Origin of the sequence: Dehalogenimonas formicexedens (assembly GCF_001953175.1) — a bacterium.
In the GTDB taxonomy this organism is placed as follows: domain Bacteria; phylum Chloroflexota; class Dehalococcoidia; order Dehalococcoidales; family Dehalococcoidaceae; genus Dehalogenimonas; species Dehalogenimonas formicexedens.
Map to the genome: position 1 here is coordinate 1,143,922 of NZ_CP018258.1, position 17,190 is coordinate 1,161,111.

Here is a 17,190-nt window from a genome sequence, read left to right on the forward strand (position 1 = left end):
GTCTAGTCCGTTTTTTAGTCTCGCCGAATCACCCGGTTTTTGAGGGACCCGATTCCTGAAATCCTGATTTCTACCGTGTCTCCCACCTGCATCGGTCCTATCCCTGAAGGGGTTCCGGTGGCGATCACATCCCCCGGCAACAAGGTCATCACATGCGAAATAAAATGAATTAGATAATCCACGGGATAGATTAGATCTGAAGTGTTACCCTGCTGTTTACGTTCATCGTTCAGATAGGTCTCGACAATCAGATTACCCGGGTCCGCTTCAGTTTCAATCCATGGCCCTATCGAGGCAAATGAATCAAAGCCCTTAGCCCGCGTCCATTGTCCATCGATCTTTTGAAGATCACGGGCGGTGATATCGTTAAAGCAGGTATAGCCCAGCACGTGGCTAAGGGCGTTTTCCCGGCTGATTCGCCAACCGGATTTCTTGATGACCACCGCCAGTTCCGCCTCATAGTCGACTCGCTGCGACATCGGAGGATAAATGATACCCTCCTCCGGACCTATTACCGTCGTTGATGGTTTGAGGAAAATCAACGGCGCGGTAGGCAGCGTGTGCCCCATCTCTCTGGCATGGCCGTGATAATTAACTCCCAGGCAGACAATCTTTGAAGGTGCGCATGGCGCCAGCAATTTCACCGAATGTAACGGATATACCGCGCCGGAATAATCAAGGCTTTTGTACGGCGTGCCATTTATCCCAAGAATATTTTTACCATCAATGACACCATAGGATTCCGACCCATCGGGCGTAGAAAAACGAGCAATTTTCATGGGTGGCATTGTACCTTCAAGGCGGTGAGCTATACAAGCAGCGACTTATAAAATACTTAAAACAGTTTTGGTTCCAAACCTGATGGTACTTATAATGGAACTGATGGAGGAAATATTGACCCTGCCCTTAGGAGTCGCTATGGTGGTATCTGCTTTGTGAAGCAGTATTTTTCGAAACCTGTCTGAACATTCGGATATTTGCGCCGCCTATTTGAACGCCCTATAATAACGTCCGGTTTTAGAACTAATGAATAATATAACTGGAGGATGTCCCAAAATCTGTGGAAGTCTCTGAGGTTTCAAAGAACAAAAAACTGCTCATCGACGGTGTCCCATTCAACGTTGAAGGCGTCGATTTCGTTAAACCCGGTAAAGGCCGGGCCATTTACCATCTCAAATTGCGCAATTTGATCAACGGGACATTATCCGAGCCGACTTACCATTCCGGCGACAAGTTTGATGAAGCCACGATCACCGTCAGAGATATGCAATACCTCTACGAGGAGCATGGCCATTACACCTTCATGGATGCCGAGAGCTACGAACAGCACGTCATGGGCGAAGAAAATGTCGGCGACAAAAAGCTTTACCTTAAAGACAGCCTCGGTGTCCAGGTGATGATGTGGGAAGACCGCCCTATCGACCTCATCCTGCCCAAAGCTGTCGAACTTAAGGTAATAGAGACCGAATCCGCCCTCAAAGGCGCCACGGTTACGGCACAGCAGAAAATGGCAAAGCTTGAAACCGGTATGTCCATAGGCGTTCCCGCCTTCGTCAAGGAAGGCGATGTTATCCGGATCAGCACCATTACCGGATCATACGTCGAGCGTGTCGGCGGCTAGAATCCCGTGGACCTGGGTGTTCTTTCAGGTAAAAAAGGAAATCTGAAACGCCGGGCTGAGATCTTGAATCTCACCCGGCGTTTTTTCATCGAACGGGGTTATCTTGAAGTTGAAACGCCTTCATTAGCGCCCTGTCCGATCCCTGAAGCCTTCATCGAACCCATTACCAGCGAATGTGGCTGCCTCCTCCCTTCCCCCGAACTCTATATGAAACCCCTGCTGTCAGCCGGTTATGGCGACATTTTTCAAATATGCCACGCCTTTCGCAGGGGAGAAAAAGGTGCCCGGCACCGTGAAGAGTTCACACTTCTCGAATATTACCGGATCGGTAGAACCTATCTCGATCTCGCAATCGAAACGGAATCGTTAATCATTAATTTGGCAGAATGTCTTATCGGGTCAGCCAAGATCCAGTACCAGGGTAAGGAGATCGACCTGACGCCGCCGTGGCCCCGTGTTACCGTCAGTGATTCTTTTATGTCCACCTGTGGCTGGGATCCTGTGAACGTCCACGACGACGAAAAATTCGACTTCGAACTGGCGACCAGGGTCGCCGCCATGTCGAATGAGCGCCCCCTGATCCTTTACGATTTTCCATCCAGGATGGCTTCATTGGCCCGCCTTAAACCAAGCGACTCGAAATTAGCGGAAAGAACCGAGATATTCATCGGCGGGCTGGAACTTGCGAATATTTTTTCGGAATTAACCGATCCCGAAGAACAGCGCCGGCGGTTCGAAAATGAACTTGATGTCGCCCGTTCGCGGAGAAAAGACGCCAAAATGCCCGAGGATTTCCTTGAATCTCTAGCAAAACTTCCGGAAGCGGCGGGTGGGGCGTTGGGGATGGACCGATTGGTGATGCTGTTGTGTGATGCCGGTACGATAGATGAAGTCACCGCATTCCCGGTTTAGCGATTCTCGAACCGCCTCTCCCTGGTGTTAACGTCCCAGCAAAAACCGGCAACGCCTGAAGACCCCACTGGCGGATCTAAGGTTTCGGCAATCGTTCTTATGAGTCCAATTTTTAGGGAACTTCGACGACTTCGAAGTATTCCTGGGCATCGGGGGCTTCCCAAATCGTCCCGGACGGGTTGGTAATCGCGCTGCGGGAGGAAAGAATCTTCCCGCCGAAGGTGCCGACCCGGGTAATCTTGATCACCGTTGAGCCGTATTTTTTTGCGATAATGTCGGAAACGGGATGGCCTGTAAAAGGGGGGTGATTAGGATCGGTTAACGACACCGGTAAGAACACCAATCTCGAACCGGCGCAGGCGGCGTCAACCACGTCCCATGAGATACAGTCGGCGCAGATCATCAGCCCCACTGTGCCGAACGATGTTTCGAATTTCACCGGTTCATTGCCCCGGCAAAGGTTTAAGGCTACCTCTTCGTGGGTCAGGTTGATCTTGCGGTATTTGGCGACCTGTTCGCCGCCCTTGAAAACGTAGCAGGTGTTGTAATAACAATCGCCTTCGCGCTCCACGATGCTGCCGCCGATGATATAGCCGTGGAAAATCGTGCTTGCTTTTTTGAACATCTCCAATGCGGGCAAAGCCGTAAGCTCAAGGCTGCTCTGGAGCGTATAAGGCCGCCGGTTATCGCCCCCGGGGATAGTGAAAAACTCGGGCAAAGCAAAAAAATCGGCGTCGGTGTTGATTATTTTATCGTAAGCCTTGGCGATGTTGAGATCGGGATCACCGGCATCGGCGATTTGGTAGACGGCAATCCTCATCAGGCCAGGCTCATTCCATTGGCGGGCGAGATCATCAGCCCATTCATATAACGCGTCATAGCCTCGATAAGTTCCTGGACAGCTTTGGTCTTGTATTCCTTGACCAGTGAGCCTATCAGTTTCTTAACCGTTGTTATCTCCTTGACCCGGTGTACGTTCGCGCCGCAGAAAGCAAACCCTCCGGATAGACGCCCCCGCTGTGCGTTGATCAGCGCGAGGAATATGCAATACGGGCTCTGGGCGATATCGCAGGTCTTGACGCAGTGTTGGGGACATTTGAAAGGCTTTTTATTCCCGGCAGCCACGCTTTCGATAAAAGCGTTTCGGATAGCCCGGCCCGGCATGCCAACCGGACTCTTGATGATGACGGCATCACCTTCTTGGGAATCAACGTAGGTTTGTTTGAAAGCAGGTGAAGCGTCACATTCCTCGGTAGCTACAAATCTGGTAGCCATCTGAACGCCGCTGGCGCCGAGTTTCAAAAGGTCGTAAATGTCCTCACCCGTGAAGACTCCTCCGCCGCCGATCACCGGGATGGGGCGTCCGGCGGCTTGTTCAAAAGGTTTCACCGCCTCCAGCACTTCGGGAACCAGGTGCTCAAGACGATTTTGGGGCAGGCCCAATTCTTCGGCTTTAAATCCGAGGTGCCCGCCCGCCAGGGGGCCTTCGACGACGAAGGCGTCGGGAGTATAGTTGAAATCATCCTGCCACTTTTTGCACAAAATCCTGGCCGCGCGGCCGGATGAAACAATCGGCACTAGTTTGGTGTGCCGGTTCTTCCCAAGAATTTCAGGGAGGCGCAGAGGCAGCCCGGCGCCGGCGAAAATGATGTCGATACCCTCTTCGATAGCGGCTTTCGCCAACTCGGCAAAATCGGTAAGAGCGACCATGATGTTCACGCCCAGTACGCCCCTGGTTTTGGAACGGGCTAAACGGATTTCTTTACGCAGTCCGCGGATATTGGCTTCGAAGAAATTGGTAAAATAGTCGGCCTCGAAAAGCCCGATGCCCGGCGCGGCAATGACGCCGATACCACCAGCGTTCGCTACGGCTGACGCCAGTCCGGATAGTGAAATGCCGACGGCCATGCCGCCTTGAACAATGGGCAGACGCGCCGTGTGCTGGCCGATTCTCAAGGGAGGCGGCCGGTGCCATTTCAGAATTTCTTCTATCTCGGCAATGGCGGAACGGCCGAAAGGAATATCCATTAAGACTCCAAGGTTAGCAAATATAAGGAAGGGTATCGTATTTTGACGGGTTACGTCAAGTTGACGGCCGAATCCGGAAACTGCCCCCTAACCGGGAGGACCTCCGGCCGGAACATAATATCCCTGCCCGGCTTTTGACAGAATAAACGCGGGGCTGGCGGCGTCAGTTTCAAGTTTGCGCCGCAGCCGGCCGATATAAACGCGCAAGGCATTGACTGAACCGGGATAATCCTCGCCCCAGATAATTTCGGCTAATTTACTGTGGTCAACCACCCGACCGCAATTCCTTATCAGTTGGGCAAGGATTATACTCTCCGTTCGGGTAAGTTCGATCCGACTCCCCGATGAGGTAGAGATGTCGTTTCTTCCGGTGTCCAAAGTCAATTTTCCGCAATGGAGAACTTCCTGCTCCGGTACGCCCGGCTGACGCCTGAGCAATGTCCTCACCCTGGCGATCAGTTCAAGTTGCCGGAACGGCTTAACCACGTAATCATCCGCCCCCAGTTCAAGACCCTTGACGATATCTTTCTCGTCGCTCCTGGCTGTGAGAATGACAATCAGGATCCTGGGAAATTTTCGCAGCGTTTTCAAAACTTCGAAGCCATCGATGTCAGGGAGCCCCAGATCAAGGATTACCAGATCCGGGCTTTCGGCTTGCGCCCTGGCTATTCCTTCGATACCGAATCCGGCGCTGGCAAACTCAATCTCCGGCCAGTTCACCTGGAACGCCGTTCGCAGGTAGTCAACGATCGCCGGATCATCTTCGATAATAAGGATCTTGCTCATGTCACCCCCGTCGCGACAACCGATTCTGCTGCCGGAAGACCAAACCAGAAGGTATTACCCTGGTTGCGGAAATTCCTGGCGCCGATGGAACCCCCCTGAAGTTCAACCAGCCGTTTGGCCAGCACCAGGCTGTTATTGGCTGCCCGCCGTCTTTGCGCTTCAGGCGAACGATAGGGCTCGAAGAGATAAGGCCAGTCTGATTCAGGGACGGAGTTGCCGTCGTCTTCTATCTCGAAGGTTGTGGTGCTTCCGCCCCCGGAGATGGTCACCGAGATTTTGCCGCCGCTACGGCTTGCTTTCAACGCGCTATAGATAAATATTGATATCACCTGTCGCAACCGCTTTTCGTCGGCCCAAACGTAAACCGGGACATCAGGTGAATTCATGGTGAGAATTACGCTCTTTGTAGGCAATTCGGCCTCAATCCTTCTTGCCTCTTCACTGACCGGCTTGACCGGATCGAACCGACATAGATTGAATTTGATTTTCCCGCATTCACAGAGTTCAAGATCCATTAGATCATTGACCATCCGGAGCAGCTTTTCGGCGCTTATCTTGATGCTCAACGCCAGGTCGGACCATGGTTGCTCATTAAACCCCGATGCCAACAATTCACTGGCGCCGGCTATAGGGGTCAGTGGTGTTTTCAGATCATGAGCCAGTTGCTTGATGTAATCTTCAAGGTTTTTTACCCGCTGTTCCAGGATCGCATTCTGGTTTCTGAGCCTGTTTAATTCTTCATTCATTAAAGAATGCTCTTGCGGCGTTTCCCGAGCGTTCCGGGGCGGACTATTCATTATTACTTCTCGATTACATTCAATAATTGGCGTGTTGTGAACAACTAATCGGCGGTCAAACAAAAATAATTCAACCGAACGTTTATTCCGCCTCCGCAGCATTGAACAACGCCTTGACTATCAATTCCGAAAGAGCAGGATGGATATGAATTCCGGCCGCGATGTCATCCATGGTACCTCTTCGAGCCATCGCATTGATCACTTCTTGTATCAGCACCGAGGCCCAGGGACCGATAATGTGGCAACCTAAGATCCGGTTGTTCCGCGCCTCCATTATGATCTTGGCAAAGCCTTCGTCCTGCATCATCGCTGAACCCAGGGCGATATCCCCGTAATCGGCCCGCCCAACTTTAATCTTGAATTTTTGCGCCGCCTGCTCTTCCAGCAAACCCACCGAGGCGATCTGGGGGTGGGTGAATACGGCATGCGGTGAAGCGGTAAAGTCCATTCTCAGGTGTTGCCCGTGAATGCCGTTGGCGCCGGCTATTTCCGCTTCCGCATGAGCGGTGTGGGTGAACATTTCTCTGCCGATGGCATCGCCCAGGGCATAGATACCTTTGACGTTGGTCTCCAAACGCGAATTGACTTTGATATAGCCGTTTTTAGCGATGGCGATACCGCTGCGGCTTACTTTCAACAGGTCGGCGTTGGAACGGCGCCCGGTAGCCATCAGTAGCCTCTGGGCTCGAATTTCCGCCTTCATCCCCGTCCTGGAATGACCGGTATGGATTATTACCCCGCCGCCCGGAGCTTTTTCCACGGATTCAGCGGTACACTCGGTTTGAACGGTCATCCGTCGGGACAGGGCCATCTGCAAATAAGCCGAAACTTCCGGTTCCTCGTTAGGCAGGAGGCGGGATCTCATCTCAATTATCGTGACATCCGTGCCCATCGCCTCGAAGAAATGGGCGTACTCTACGCCGATGTATCCCCCACCCAGGACTACCATGCTTTTTGGAACCTCTTCCAGGTCCAGCAAGGTCTCGTTAGTTAAATATTCTACCGTGTCCAAGCCTGGTATAGGGGGGATAAGAGGCCGGGATCCGGAGACCAAATATATCTGTTTCCCCTTGATTGTTTCGTCGCCCACCGCGAGGGTAAAATCGTCGATGAATTCCGCTTCGCCGTGATAAAAATCTAACGCCTTGGATTCCTTCAGGTATTTTTCGATCTTTGCGCTGTCACTGTTTACCAAATGGCGCATGCGGTTCATGATGGCCTTGAAATCGATAGCCGGTATTGCGGTGTCGATGCCAAGCTTGGCCGACTCACGTATCTCCATGATGCGGTCGGCGGGAAAGATGAGCATTTTGGAGGGGATGCAGCCAACGTTAAGGCAGGTGCCGCCGATAGGGCCGCGATCGATCAGGGCTACAGTATGCCCGTGTTCGACCGCCATATCGAGAATATCCAATCCGGCTCCCGAACCGACGATGATGATATCGTATTCTCTGACCGGTGAAACCCTGGGTTTATTCATAACTTAATTGTAACACCGGGCATTTTGAATCCCTAACAAGAATGCCGGTCGGCAATTAAATAGTTATGGCTTTTGTAACCGGTTGACTATCTGAAGCTCCGGAGAATAAAGCGGCGCGACCGATTCGGGCGGCAAGGGTAACGGAGACGGAAGAAAAAGCTAAATCAGCTTTTTCAATTCGATAGTCTGTTCCCTGACGGGTCCTATGCAGACATAACAGGCGGGGCAACCGGCCAGTTCCTCGAGGCGGGCTATAAACGCCCGGGCTTCCCGCGGCAAGCTTTCCAGTCGCGTCAGCCCCGTTGTCGATTTCTTCCAGCCCTGTAGGGTCTCGTAAACAGGTTTGCACTTATTGAGCAGCGCCGGTTCGGCGGGGAAATCGTTGAGGGTTTGTCCGTCGAGTTGGTAGGCAGTACATACCTTGATTTCATCGAATGAGTCCAGGATGTCCAATCGGGTGATAGCCATACCGGTCATGCCGTTTATCCGTGTAGAAAAACGTGCGGCAACTCCATCGAACCACCCGATTCGCCGCGGCCGCCCCGTGGTGGTGCCGTACTCGTGAGCCAGGTCGCGAATGCGGTCGCCGGTGGCATCCAGCAGTTCGGTCGGGAACGGTCCGGCGCCCACCCGGGAACAATATGCTTTAAACACTCCCAGGACATCGTTGACCCTGGTCGGTCCGATTCCCGCGCCCAGGCAACCGCCGGCTGACAGCGGTGAGGATGAAGTAGCGTATGGATAGGTACCGAAATCGGTGTCCAGGAGCGCCCCCTGGGCGCCTTCCAGCAGCACCGCCTTACCCTCATCCACCATGTCGTTTAACATGGTGGAGGTTTCCCGGATATTGCTCTTGAGCGCTTCGGCGTAGCCGCGGCACCGTTCATAAAGGTCGTTGATGTCGATGGGCTTTTCGCCGTACAAACGGGTCAGGATCTGATTTTTGTATTCCAGGACATACTCCAGCCGGTTCCGGAGAATGCCCGGATCAAGGAGGTCACCCGCCCGGATACCCATGCGCGCCACCTTGTCGGCAAACGCCGGCCCGATGCCTCTGAGAGTAGTCCCCAAAGATTTCTTGCCTCGGGCCTGCTCTTCCAGCCCGTCAAGTTGAATATGGTAAGGCATCACCAGGTGGGCCCGGTCGCTGATGAAGACATTATCGGTGCTGACGCCCCTCGTGTTGAGCTCGCGTCTTTCGCTTACAAAAATTTCAGGATTGACAACGACACCGTTACCGATGACGCAGGTGCAATGGGGATAGAAAACGCCCGAGGGTATGAGGTGCAGTTTAAAAGTGCCTTGGGGGTTGATAACGGTGTGGCCGGCATTATCGCCGCCGGAAAAACGGACAACAGCGTCCGCCCGTTCGGCCAGCATATCGATAACTTTGCCTTTGCCTTCGTCACCCCATTGGGCGCCGACGATAATGGTTACTGCCATGTCAATCCCCCCTTGATCCGCCCTGGCCGGATGAACTACCCAAACCGGCGCGGCAAACAAACCAAGGAGTTATTGTATCAGAGTGGAGAGGTAGAAGTCACTTGCCACCGAGCTGCCGGTAGGCCGATGCCAGACGCTGGCCGATGGTGAAGAACGACAATACGCAAATAACCGCCAGAGCCGGAATCAGCCAGCCGGTGATCAGCCCGATGCCCAGAACGATAACCCGCTCAGGCCGAGTAAAAATCCCTTCCTTGCCTTCCAACCCGCTGGCCTCGGAGCGGGCGCGAAGGTAGCTGACAACCTGGGAACCGGCCAGGGTCAGCCCTACCAAAAGCAAAGCCCAGGAGTTGGCTTGCGGGGCGTAATAGACCATGATCGCGATAAAAACGGCGGCTTCAGACAAACGGTCGAGGGCTGCGTCGAGGATACCGCCAAATTTGGTGATCTTCCCGGTCGCCCGGGCAACGGCGCCGTCCAGCATGTCGAAAAAACTGGAGAACAGAAATACCAAGCCGCCCGCAAGCAGTGAACCGGTGGAGATCATATAGGCGGCAATAAGGGTGATCAAGAATCCGATCACGGTAACCGCGTTCGGAGTAATCCCGGATTTTGCTAAAATACGGGACAATCCGCCGGTCAAGCCCCGGCCAATCCGCCGGCGGGTATCGTTCAGCGTCATCTTGTCTTCCAAGGTCATGCCGAAATTGCGGTCAATTCGGGAATCCGCCCGGAAACATCCGCAGGGGTTTTTCCCATTTTAAGAAGCACCTGATGGTAGTACTGTTCCACGCGGCGGGCGACTTTCTCCCAGGAATATTCCTGAACCGTAACCAACCCCTGTTCTCCCAGTCTGGTGCGTAACGCTTTATCTTCGATCAGCCTGTTGATGCCGTCGGCCAGGTGGTGGGCGCTTGAGGGTTTGACCAGCAAACCTTCTTTTTCATGGTTGACCACGCAGGCATAACCGGGGATATTTGATGCCACCAGCGGTTTCCCCAGGGCCATGGCTTCCAACAGCACGATGCCGAAACTTTCCTTTCCGGTAGCCGGGGCGCAGCAGATGTCTGCGGTCTGATAATAACGCGGTAAATCGGCGTAGGATACCCCGCCGGTGAAAACGACGCTGTCCTCAAGATGCGCCCGGCGAACCATCTTTTCATATTTCGGCCTTAGGCGGGTCCCGGGGCCGACAATAAGCAGCCTGGTGTCGGGGTGCGCCTTGTGCACTTTCTTGAAGGCGTCAATCAGGTAATTCACGCCTTTGCGTTTTTCCAGCCGGCCGACGAAAACGATGTTAGTCTTGCCATCGCGGTACTCGTATACCGGCTCTACCGAAGGCTTAAAATGGGACAGGTCGATGCCGTTAGGAATGATTGTGTAGTCCGCCTTGACGAACCTGGAATGAAAGCTCTCGGCAGCCCGGGATACGGCGATATGCCCGTATAATTTCCGGGACCGGCGGTTCAGCATCCAGCGGCTGATCGGCCAGGCAAAATTGTACCCCGGTTTAGCTTCGAAAGAGTGAAAGGTCCCGATATTGACCGTATTTGAAAACCGGAGAATGGCGGAGCACAGCATGATCATGAACGGCTCATGCAGGTGGATGACGTCAAATTGTTCCTTGGCCAGGACGGCTTTTATTTTATTCGCCAGCCTGACCGAAAGGGTTATCCTGGCCACCGAACCGGAACCGGGTACCGGCCTCGGCGTGCCGATGTGGATGAACCGGTTGCCATACTGGCTGACCGGACGTGAAGTCGGCGCGATGATCTTGACCTGGTGCCCGAAAGCGGTGAGCTGTTTCTCCAGGGAGGTGACGTGATTTGCCACCCCTCCCGGGTAGGCAAAATCATAAGGCACCACCAGGGCGATTTTCATCGTCCGCTTCCCCCGCCGTTCAATAGACCGGCCTTACTTGCCTTCTTTGGCTGGCTTCTTGGCGGATTGAAGTTCAGCCACGCTCTCGGCGATAAAGCACTCCGTGGCCTCATGGGCTTCGGAATCAGAATATTGTTCAGGCGGTGATTTCATGAAATAGGAAGACGGGGCAAACAGCGCGCCTTTCAAGCCACGCTCCAGAGCCAGCTTGGCGCACCGGACGGCATCGATAACGACACCGGCGGAGTTGGGGCTATCCCAGACTTCCAGTTTGCATTCAAGCAGCAGCGGGACATCACCGAAGGTGCGGCCTTCCATGCGGATGTGGCAGAACTTGCGGTCGAGCAGCCACGGTACGTAATCGGAAGGACCGACATGGATGTCGCCGGGACTCATCTTGTAATCAAGTTGAGAAGACACGGCGTTGGTCTTGGAGATCTTCTTGCTTTCCAGGCGTTCGCGTTCCAGCATATTCATGAAATCGGTGTTGCCGCCGAAGTTCAACTGGTAGGTTCGTTCCAGTTTGACGCCGCGCTCGCGGAAAAGGTGGGTCAAGACGCGGTGGACGATAGTGGCGCCGACCTGGCTTTTGATATCGTCGCCGATAACCGGAAGTCCTTTGTTGATGAAGCGGTCCTGCCAGTATTTTTCCCGGGCGATAAATACCGGGATGCAGTTGATCAGGGCGCAGCCGGCCTCAAGCACCTGCTCAACATACCACTTGGTGGCTTCTTCGGAGCCGACCGGAAGGTAGTTGATCACCACGTCGACTTTCTTGGCTTTCAGGATACCGACAATATCCGCCGTCGGTCCGGGGGCTTTTTCGATGACCTGGGAAAGGTACTTGCCAAGGCCGTCATGGGTCATGCCACGTTCGACCTTGACCCCGGACAGCGGGACATCGGTAAATTTAAAGGTATTGTTGGGAGCGGTAAAAATCGCTTCCGAAAGATCCTTGCCGACTTTATTCTTATCGACATCGAACGCCGCCACGAATTCGATATCCGAGACGTGGTAGCCGCCCAGGTTGACGTGCATCAAGCCCGGAACAAATTCGGTTTCTTTAGCTTTGCGATAGTAATAGACTCCCTGAACGAAAGATGAGGCGCAGTTGCCGACGCCGATAATGGCGACATTAATCTTACCCAAGTGATGAGAACTCCTTTCTAAATTTGCCGATGGTCATTCCCTTGCTTGACCAGGGTTGCTCACAGTAACCGTAATTTCAGCCCCATATCATTATCTATTGGAGTGACGTTGTCAAGCTATTTAGGTATCACCGGCCGTCAGATTGAACACCTTTAACCGTAAATCCGCGCCGGTAGCATCGATTATCGCCAGCAGCGCCCCGTCCTGGCTGCAAAGGCGGTACGTCCTGGCTTCGGTGATCTGGGACTGCACCTCCGCGGGTATTACTCCGTGGGTAATCCTTTCGGTTGATTCAAAACCGGCGTACACCGCCGGACAGTGCGCCAAGGGATACCCTGGCGGTAAAAGCCGCGCTGCAACCATGCCCGCCGTTTCCAAACTTGCAAGTTCAATGCTTCCTTTTATGTCAAATACACCATACCTGGTACGCCTCAAGGATTTCAGGCAAGCCCCCACCCCCAGAACCTGTCCCAGGTCTCGGGCGATAGACCTGATATAAGTGCCGGAGCCGCAATCGACCTCGAGCGTTACAAAAGGCGGATCGAAGGCCAATAGCTGGATATTATAGACGGTCACCGTCCTGGGTTTAAGTTCGACCGTCTCGCCCCGGCGGGCGATTTCATATAAGGGAACGCCGTTTCGCTTGAGCGCGGAAAACATCGGCGGTACTTGCTGGATGGTGCCGGTGAAACTCTCCAGGGCTGAGTTCACCATCTCATGGCTTACGCTTGAGGCATCGCGCCTGAACAGGATGTTGCCCTCGGCGTCCAGTGTATCGGTCTCGACCCCGAGTTCAATCACGGCGCGATATGTTTTGGAGACCTGGTGAAGAAACTCGATAGTGCGGGCTGCCTGGCCGAAAGCTACCGGAAGGATGCCGGTAGCCAAGGGGTCAAGGGTCCCTGCATGGCCGATATGTCTTTGGCCTGTCAGCCGTTTCAGCCGGGCGATTACCCCGTAAGAGGTCATACCCGGGGGTTTATCGATGTTCAACCAGCCGTCGAGCAACATATGCTACCTACAAATTCCGGGGATTGGTGACTGGATCTTGGAATTGGGCGGGTGTTTGTACCGTGGTTATTGGTTGTCCAGCCGGGCATCGGCGGCCTTGGCCTGGTCTATGAGCTGGCTCAGACGGGCGCCGCGCTCAATGGACTCGTCCCAATAGAAATGGATCTCCGGGACGTAACGCATTGTAAGGACTCTGCCTAATTCGCCGCGAAAAAACCCGGCGGCGGAATTTAAAGCGCTCAGGATTTCATCCCGGCGCTCGGCGCCGGCCAGGTGGCTCACGTAGACTTTGGCGAATTTGAGGTCGGGGGCGGTCTCCACGGCGGTGACCGAGATAACCCCGGACAAACGGGGATCATTCACTTCACGCTGGAGAGACTCGCTTATCTCTTTGCGGATCAATTGGTTGACCCGCTCGATGCGGTGGCTCACCCGCTCTTTTCCTTACGCACGAACTCCAGCACGTCGCCCGGCTGAAAATCATTGAACGTTTCCAGTCCCACGCCGCATTCAAACCCCGCGGCAACCTCGCGGACATCGTCCTTGAACCGCCTGAGTGAAATAATGGCGCTTTCAGCGAGCTGGGCAGCTCCCCGCATAACCCGGACCCGGGCGCCGCGTGAGGCCTTGCCTTCGGTGACGTAAACCCCGGCGACTTTGGCTTTCTTACCAGCCGGGAAAACGGCCCGGACTTCAGCCCGGCCTTCCACCACTTCGACAAGTTCCGGTTCGATCAAGCCTTTTAGAGCCTTGTCGACGTCTTCGATCAGGTTGTAAATAATGTCATAGCGCTTGATATCGATCTTTTCAGTTTCGGCCAGCTTCAGTGCGCCGGCCTCGACACCGGTCGAGAAGCCGATAACCAGGCCGTGAGAGGCAATAGCCAGCATGACGTCATTTTCGGTAACGTTACCGGTGCCGGCGTGAATAATGTGCACCGTCAGGTTTTCGGTGGCCAGTTTCTCCAATGAGGTGCGGATGGGTTCGATTGAGCCCTGGACATCGGTCTTGAGGACGATATTTAGCTCCTTGACCTTGCCCGCGGCGATCTGGTCGTGCAGGCTGGCCAGGCTGACAGTGGCCGGTTTTTTGACCGTCCGCTCTGAAATAATCTGCCGGGCCTGGCGTTCCGATTCGACAGCGGAGAAGCTGTCACCCACGCCGGGGACGGACGGCAAACCCAAGATAGCCACCGGGGTCGAAGGGTCGGCCTTGCGAAGGTGTTTACCCTGGTCGCTGAACATCGCCTTGACCTTGCCGAAGGTATCGCCGACGACGATGGTGTCGCCGATCTTCAGAGAACCGTTTTGTACCAGGACGGTAGCCATGGCGCCGCGGCTCTTGTCCATTTCCGCTTCGATCACCACGCCGGTCGCCGGCGCGTTCGGATCGGCGTGCAGGTCTTCCATCTCGGCTACCAGCAGGAGGTTTTCCAGCAGGTCGTCGATACCCTTGCGCTCCTTGGCGGAGGTCCCGACGGCGATGGTATCGCCTCCCCAGTCCTCCACTACCAGGCCGTGGTCAGCGAGTTGCTGCTTGACCCGGTCGGGATTGGCGGTTGGTTTATCAATTTTGTTTATCGCCACGACAATGGGCACGCCGGCGGCACGGGCGTGATCTATGGCTTCCAGCGTCTGAGGCATGATGCCATCATCCGCAGCGACCACCAGTACGGTAATGTCTGTAGAACGGGCGCCCCGGGCCCGCATCGCGGTGAAAGCCTCATGGCCGGGTGTATCGAGGAAGGTTATCTTCTGGCCCTTGACCTCGACCTGGTAGGCGCCGATATGCTGGGTAATGCCTCCGGCCTCGCTCTCCATAACATGGGTCTGGCGGATGGCGTCCAAAAGGCGCGTTTTGCCATGGTCTACATGGCCCATGATAGTGACCACCGGTGGCCTCAGCGGCAGGTTTTTGGTTTCTTCATGTTCCGGCTTCTTGCGCTTGGTGGCGGCGCGTACGGTCTGAGGCCGCGCCTCGATGCCAAAATCCGCGGCGATCCGGGCGGCTGCTTCGTAATCGATGACTTCGTTGATATTGGCCATAAGGCCGTTGCGCATCAACTGTTTGATGACTTCAATGGGGTTCTGGCGAATAGTTTGGGACAGTTGACGCACGCTTATCGCGGCCGGTAATTCGACCGCCTTGGACTGAGGCGCCCGCGTGGAAACATCTTTACGTTCCTCAGACAACGGCCTGCTCCTTAATATATTCGCCGATAGCGGTTTTCAAACTTTCCCGGTCTTCCGGGCTGATCTTTACCTTCAATATATGCTCTATCTTGTTATCTTTCAAAGCCATGTTGAGGCATCTGCCTTCACGGCACAGATACGCTCCCCGGCCGGAAAGGCGTCCCGAAGGATCGACCTGGACATGACCCTCGGGAGTCCTGACCACCCTTAGTAACCCGCGTTTGCTGCCCACGGTCCGGCAGATAACGCAGGTACGCTGGGGCGTCTTTTTAATCGTATTCATCGGTGTCGAACTCGCCGGCGCCGCCGGAGCGTTTCTTCTTGCCGCGGCCGCCTTCGTCATCCTTACCTTTTCGCTTCTTCTTCTCGGCGCCACGGTCACCTGAACGTCCCAGGATATCCTCGGCAAAGCGTACCCCGGACTTGCTGCCGGCGCCGACAGGCGCGCGTTCGGGCGCGTTGAGCGATAGTTTAAGGCCGACTTCTTCTTCGACCGGGCCAGGCGCCACCGGCGCAGCCGCAGCCACAGGTTCCGGTATCACCGGTTCGGCGGCCGGAGCCGCGGGCGCTGCCTCAACGGGCTTTTCAGGCTTTTCAATATGCTTGACCGGGGTCTTCTCGGCTGCCTTTTCGACCGGTTTTTCCGGCGCTTTTTCCACGGCCGCCGGGGTTACGACCTCAGGTGTCCTGACCACAGCTTCAGGCGTGACCACCGGGTGAGCCGCTTCATAATCCGAGACGCTCTTGATATCTATGCGCCAGCCGGTCAGTTTGACCGCCAGCCGGACATTCTGGCCTTCCTTGCCGATAGCCAGGCTTTGCTGCCGGTCGGGGATGACGGCGGTGGCCGACTTATCGGATTCGGACAGGATGACCCTGACCACCTGGGCCGGAGATAAGGCGCTGGCGATAAACACCGCCGGGTCCGGGCTCCAGGCGACGACATCGATCTTTTCCCCGCTTAGCTCGGAGACAATATTCTGGATGCGGATCCCGCGAAGTCCCACGCAGCAACCGACGGGGTCGATCCCTGTCTGCCGGGCGGCGACGGCGACCTTGCTTCTAGCGCCGGCTTCCCGGGCGACAGATTTGATTTCCACCATGCCGCTGAAAATCTCCGGGATCTCCATCTCGAACAAACGCCGCAGCAGCCCCGGGTGCGATCTGGACAGCACCACGGTGGGGCCTTTGATACCCTTGGCGACTTCAACAAGGTAAGCGCGGATGCGCTGTCCCGGCCTGTAACGCTCGGTATGTACCTGTTCCTGGAGGGGCATGACCGCTTCAGCGCGTCCCAGATCGACGATGATCTGCTTGGGTTCGATCCGCTGAATGACGCCCGAAACGATATCTCCGGCTTTTCCGGCGTATTCATCGACAATAGCGGTATTTTCCGCTTCATGAAGCCTCTGCAGGATTACCTGCTTGGCAGTTTGAGCCGCGATGCGTCCGGCGTCGGCGGGGGTGGCTTCGACCACGACTGGTTCGCCCAGCTGGATGCCCGGTTGAACGCGCTTGGCTTCGGCGAGGGTTATCTCCTTGCGGGGATCCTCGACTTTTTCGACGACTGTTTTTTCAGCCCAGACCTTAACCCGCCCGGTGGCGGGATCGATCTTGGCCTGGATATTTTGATTGGGGGCAAAACTCTCTTTGCGGTAGGCGGAAACGAGCGCCGCCTCAACCGCCGCCAGTACCACCTCTTTGGAAAGGTTTTTCTCGGCGGAGAGTTGAGTGATAGCGAGCATGAAGTCGCTTTTCATCTCGTATTTGCACTCCTTATCTCTTACAATAAAAAAGTGGGATTTAACCCACTTCACAGGTTCTCTTCAACTAGCTTTGGAGTATAACACGATTTTCATACGAATGCAATAGACGTAAGTTCTGATAACC

Annotated in this window: 17 protein-coding genes; 2 read left to right on the top strand and 15 right to left on the bottom strand. The window is 54.9% G+C overall.

The features are described 5' to 3' along the window. Window positions 1–14: 14 nt before the first annotated feature. Window positions 15–779 carry a fumarylacetoacetate hydrolase family protein gene (locus Dform_RS05950; RefSeq protein WP_076004199.1) on the bottom strand — a complete coding sequence of 255 codons (765 nt, stop codon included), beginning with the start codon at window positions 777–779 and terminating at the stop codon, window positions 15–17. Between the two features lie 281 nt (window positions 780–1,060). On the opposite strand from Dform_RS05950, the gene efp reads away from it, so the two are divergent. Together efp and Dform_RS05960 are read left to right on the top strand one after the other, a co-directional pair. Then, on the top strand, window positions 1,061–1,621 hold the full coding sequence (gene efp / locus Dform_RS05955; RefSeq protein ID WP_076004200.1) for an elongation factor P: 561 nt from the start codon (window positions 1,061–1,063) through the stop codon (window positions 1,619–1,621). Window positions 1,622–1,627: 6 nt separating this feature from the next. Further along, on the top strand, window positions 1,628–2,533 hold the full coding sequence (locus Dform_RS05960; protein WP_076004201.1) for an amino acid--tRNA ligase-related protein: 906 nt from the start codon (window positions 1,628–1,630) through the stop codon (window positions 2,531–2,533). A gap of 112 nt (window positions 2,534–2,645) precedes the next feature. Here the strand turns inward: Dform_RS05960 and Dform_RS05965 are convergent, their stop codons facing one another. The 14 genes from Dform_RS05965 to nusA all read right to left on the bottom strand — a co-directional run bounded on the left by Dform_RS05965 (window position 2,646) and on the right by nusA (window position 17,060). After that, the gene (locus tag Dform_RS05965; RefSeq protein WP_076004202.1) at window positions 2,646–3,353 is read right to left on the bottom strand and encodes a carbon-nitrogen hydrolase family protein; all 708 of its coding nucleotides are present in this window, start codon (window positions 3,351–3,353) and stop codon (window positions 2,646–2,648) included. Beyond that, the gene (locus Dform_RS05970; protein WP_076004203.1) at window positions 3,353–4,561 is read right to left on the bottom strand and encodes an NAD(P)H-dependent flavin oxidoreductase; all 1,209 of its coding nucleotides are present in this window, start codon (window positions 4,559–4,561) and stop codon (window positions 3,353–3,355) included. Before Dform_RS05970 ends, Dform_RS05965 begins: the two co-directional genes overlap by 1 nt. A gap of 87 nt (window positions 4,562–4,648) precedes the next feature. Further along, a complete protein-coding gene (locus Dform_RS05975; RefSeq protein ID WP_076004204.1) occupies window positions 4,649–5,347 on the bottom strand; it encodes a response regulator transcription factor in 699 nt (232 codons plus the stop codon). After that, a complete protein-coding gene (locus Dform_RS05980) occupies window positions 5,344–6,093 on the bottom strand; it encodes a sensor histidine kinase (protein WP_076004205.1) in 750 nt (249 codons plus the stop codon). Before Dform_RS05980 ends, Dform_RS05975 begins: the two co-directional genes overlap by 4 nt. Before the next feature lie 133 nt (window positions 6,094–6,226). After that, window positions 6,227–7,624, bottom strand: coding sequence for a dihydrolipoyl dehydrogenase (locus Dform_RS05985; RefSeq protein WP_076004206.1), 1,398 nt, complete (start codon window positions 7,622–7,624; stop codon window positions 6,227–6,229). 159 nt (window positions 7,625–7,783) lie between these two features. Continuing rightward, the gene (locus tag Dform_RS05990) at window positions 7,784–9,067 is read right to left on the bottom strand and encodes an adenylosuccinate synthase (protein ID WP_076004207.1); all 1,284 of its coding nucleotides are present in this window, start codon (window positions 9,065–9,067) and stop codon (window positions 7,784–7,786) included. Between the two features lie 97 nt (window positions 9,068–9,164). After that, window positions 9,165–9,749 (bottom strand): CDP-alcohol phosphatidyltransferase family protein, encoded by a 585-nt coding sequence (locus tag Dform_RS05995; protein ID WP_076005087.1) that lies wholly within the window; start codon window positions 9,747–9,749, stop codon window positions 9,165–9,167. Between the two features lie 14 nt (window positions 9,750–9,763). Further along, on the bottom strand, window positions 9,764–10,948 hold the full coding sequence (locus Dform_RS06000) for a glycosyltransferase family 4 protein (protein WP_076004208.1): 1,185 nt from the start codon (window positions 10,946–10,948) through the stop codon (window positions 9,764–9,766). Window positions 10,949–10,981: 33 nt separating this feature from the next. Further along, window positions 10,982–12,097 (bottom strand): inositol-3-phosphate synthase, encoded by a 1,116-nt coding sequence (locus tag Dform_RS06005; RefSeq protein ID WP_076004209.1) that lies wholly within the window; start codon window positions 12,095–12,097, stop codon window positions 10,982–10,984. A 120-nt stretch (window positions 12,098–12,217) separates the two neighbouring features. Then, window positions 12,218–13,108 (bottom strand): tRNA pseudouridine(55) synthase TruB, encoded by an 891-nt coding sequence (gene truB, locus Dform_RS06010; RefSeq protein WP_076004210.1) that lies wholly within the window; start codon window positions 13,106–13,108, stop codon window positions 12,218–12,220. Between the two features lie 66 nt (window positions 13,109–13,174). Next, window positions 13,175–13,540: a 30S ribosome-binding factor RbfA gene (rbfA, locus tag Dform_RS06015; RefSeq protein WP_076004211.1), complete on the bottom strand. Its 366-nt coding sequence runs from the start codon at window positions 13,538–13,540 to the stop codon at window positions 13,175–13,177. Next, complete coding sequence (gene infB / locus Dform_RS06020) at window positions 13,537–15,300, bottom strand: translation initiation factor IF-2 (protein WP_076004212.1); 1,764 nt, start codon at window positions 15,298–15,300, stop codon at window positions 13,537–13,539. The genes rbfA and infB overlap by 4 nt, the downstream gene beginning before the upstream one ends. After that, window positions 15,293–15,583: an RNase P modulator RnpM gene (gene rnpM, locus Dform_RS06025; protein WP_076004213.1), complete on the bottom strand. Its 291-nt coding sequence runs from the start codon at window positions 15,581–15,583 to the stop codon at window positions 15,293–15,295. Before rnpM ends, infB begins: the two co-directional genes overlap by 8 nt. Next, complete coding sequence (nusA, locus tag Dform_RS06030) at window positions 15,570–17,060, bottom strand: transcription termination factor NusA (RefSeq protein ID WP_076004214.1); 1,491 nt, start codon at window positions 17,058–17,060, stop codon at window positions 15,570–15,572. Before nusA ends, rnpM begins: the two co-directional genes overlap by 14 nt. Window positions 17,061–17,190 lie beyond the last annotated feature (130 nt).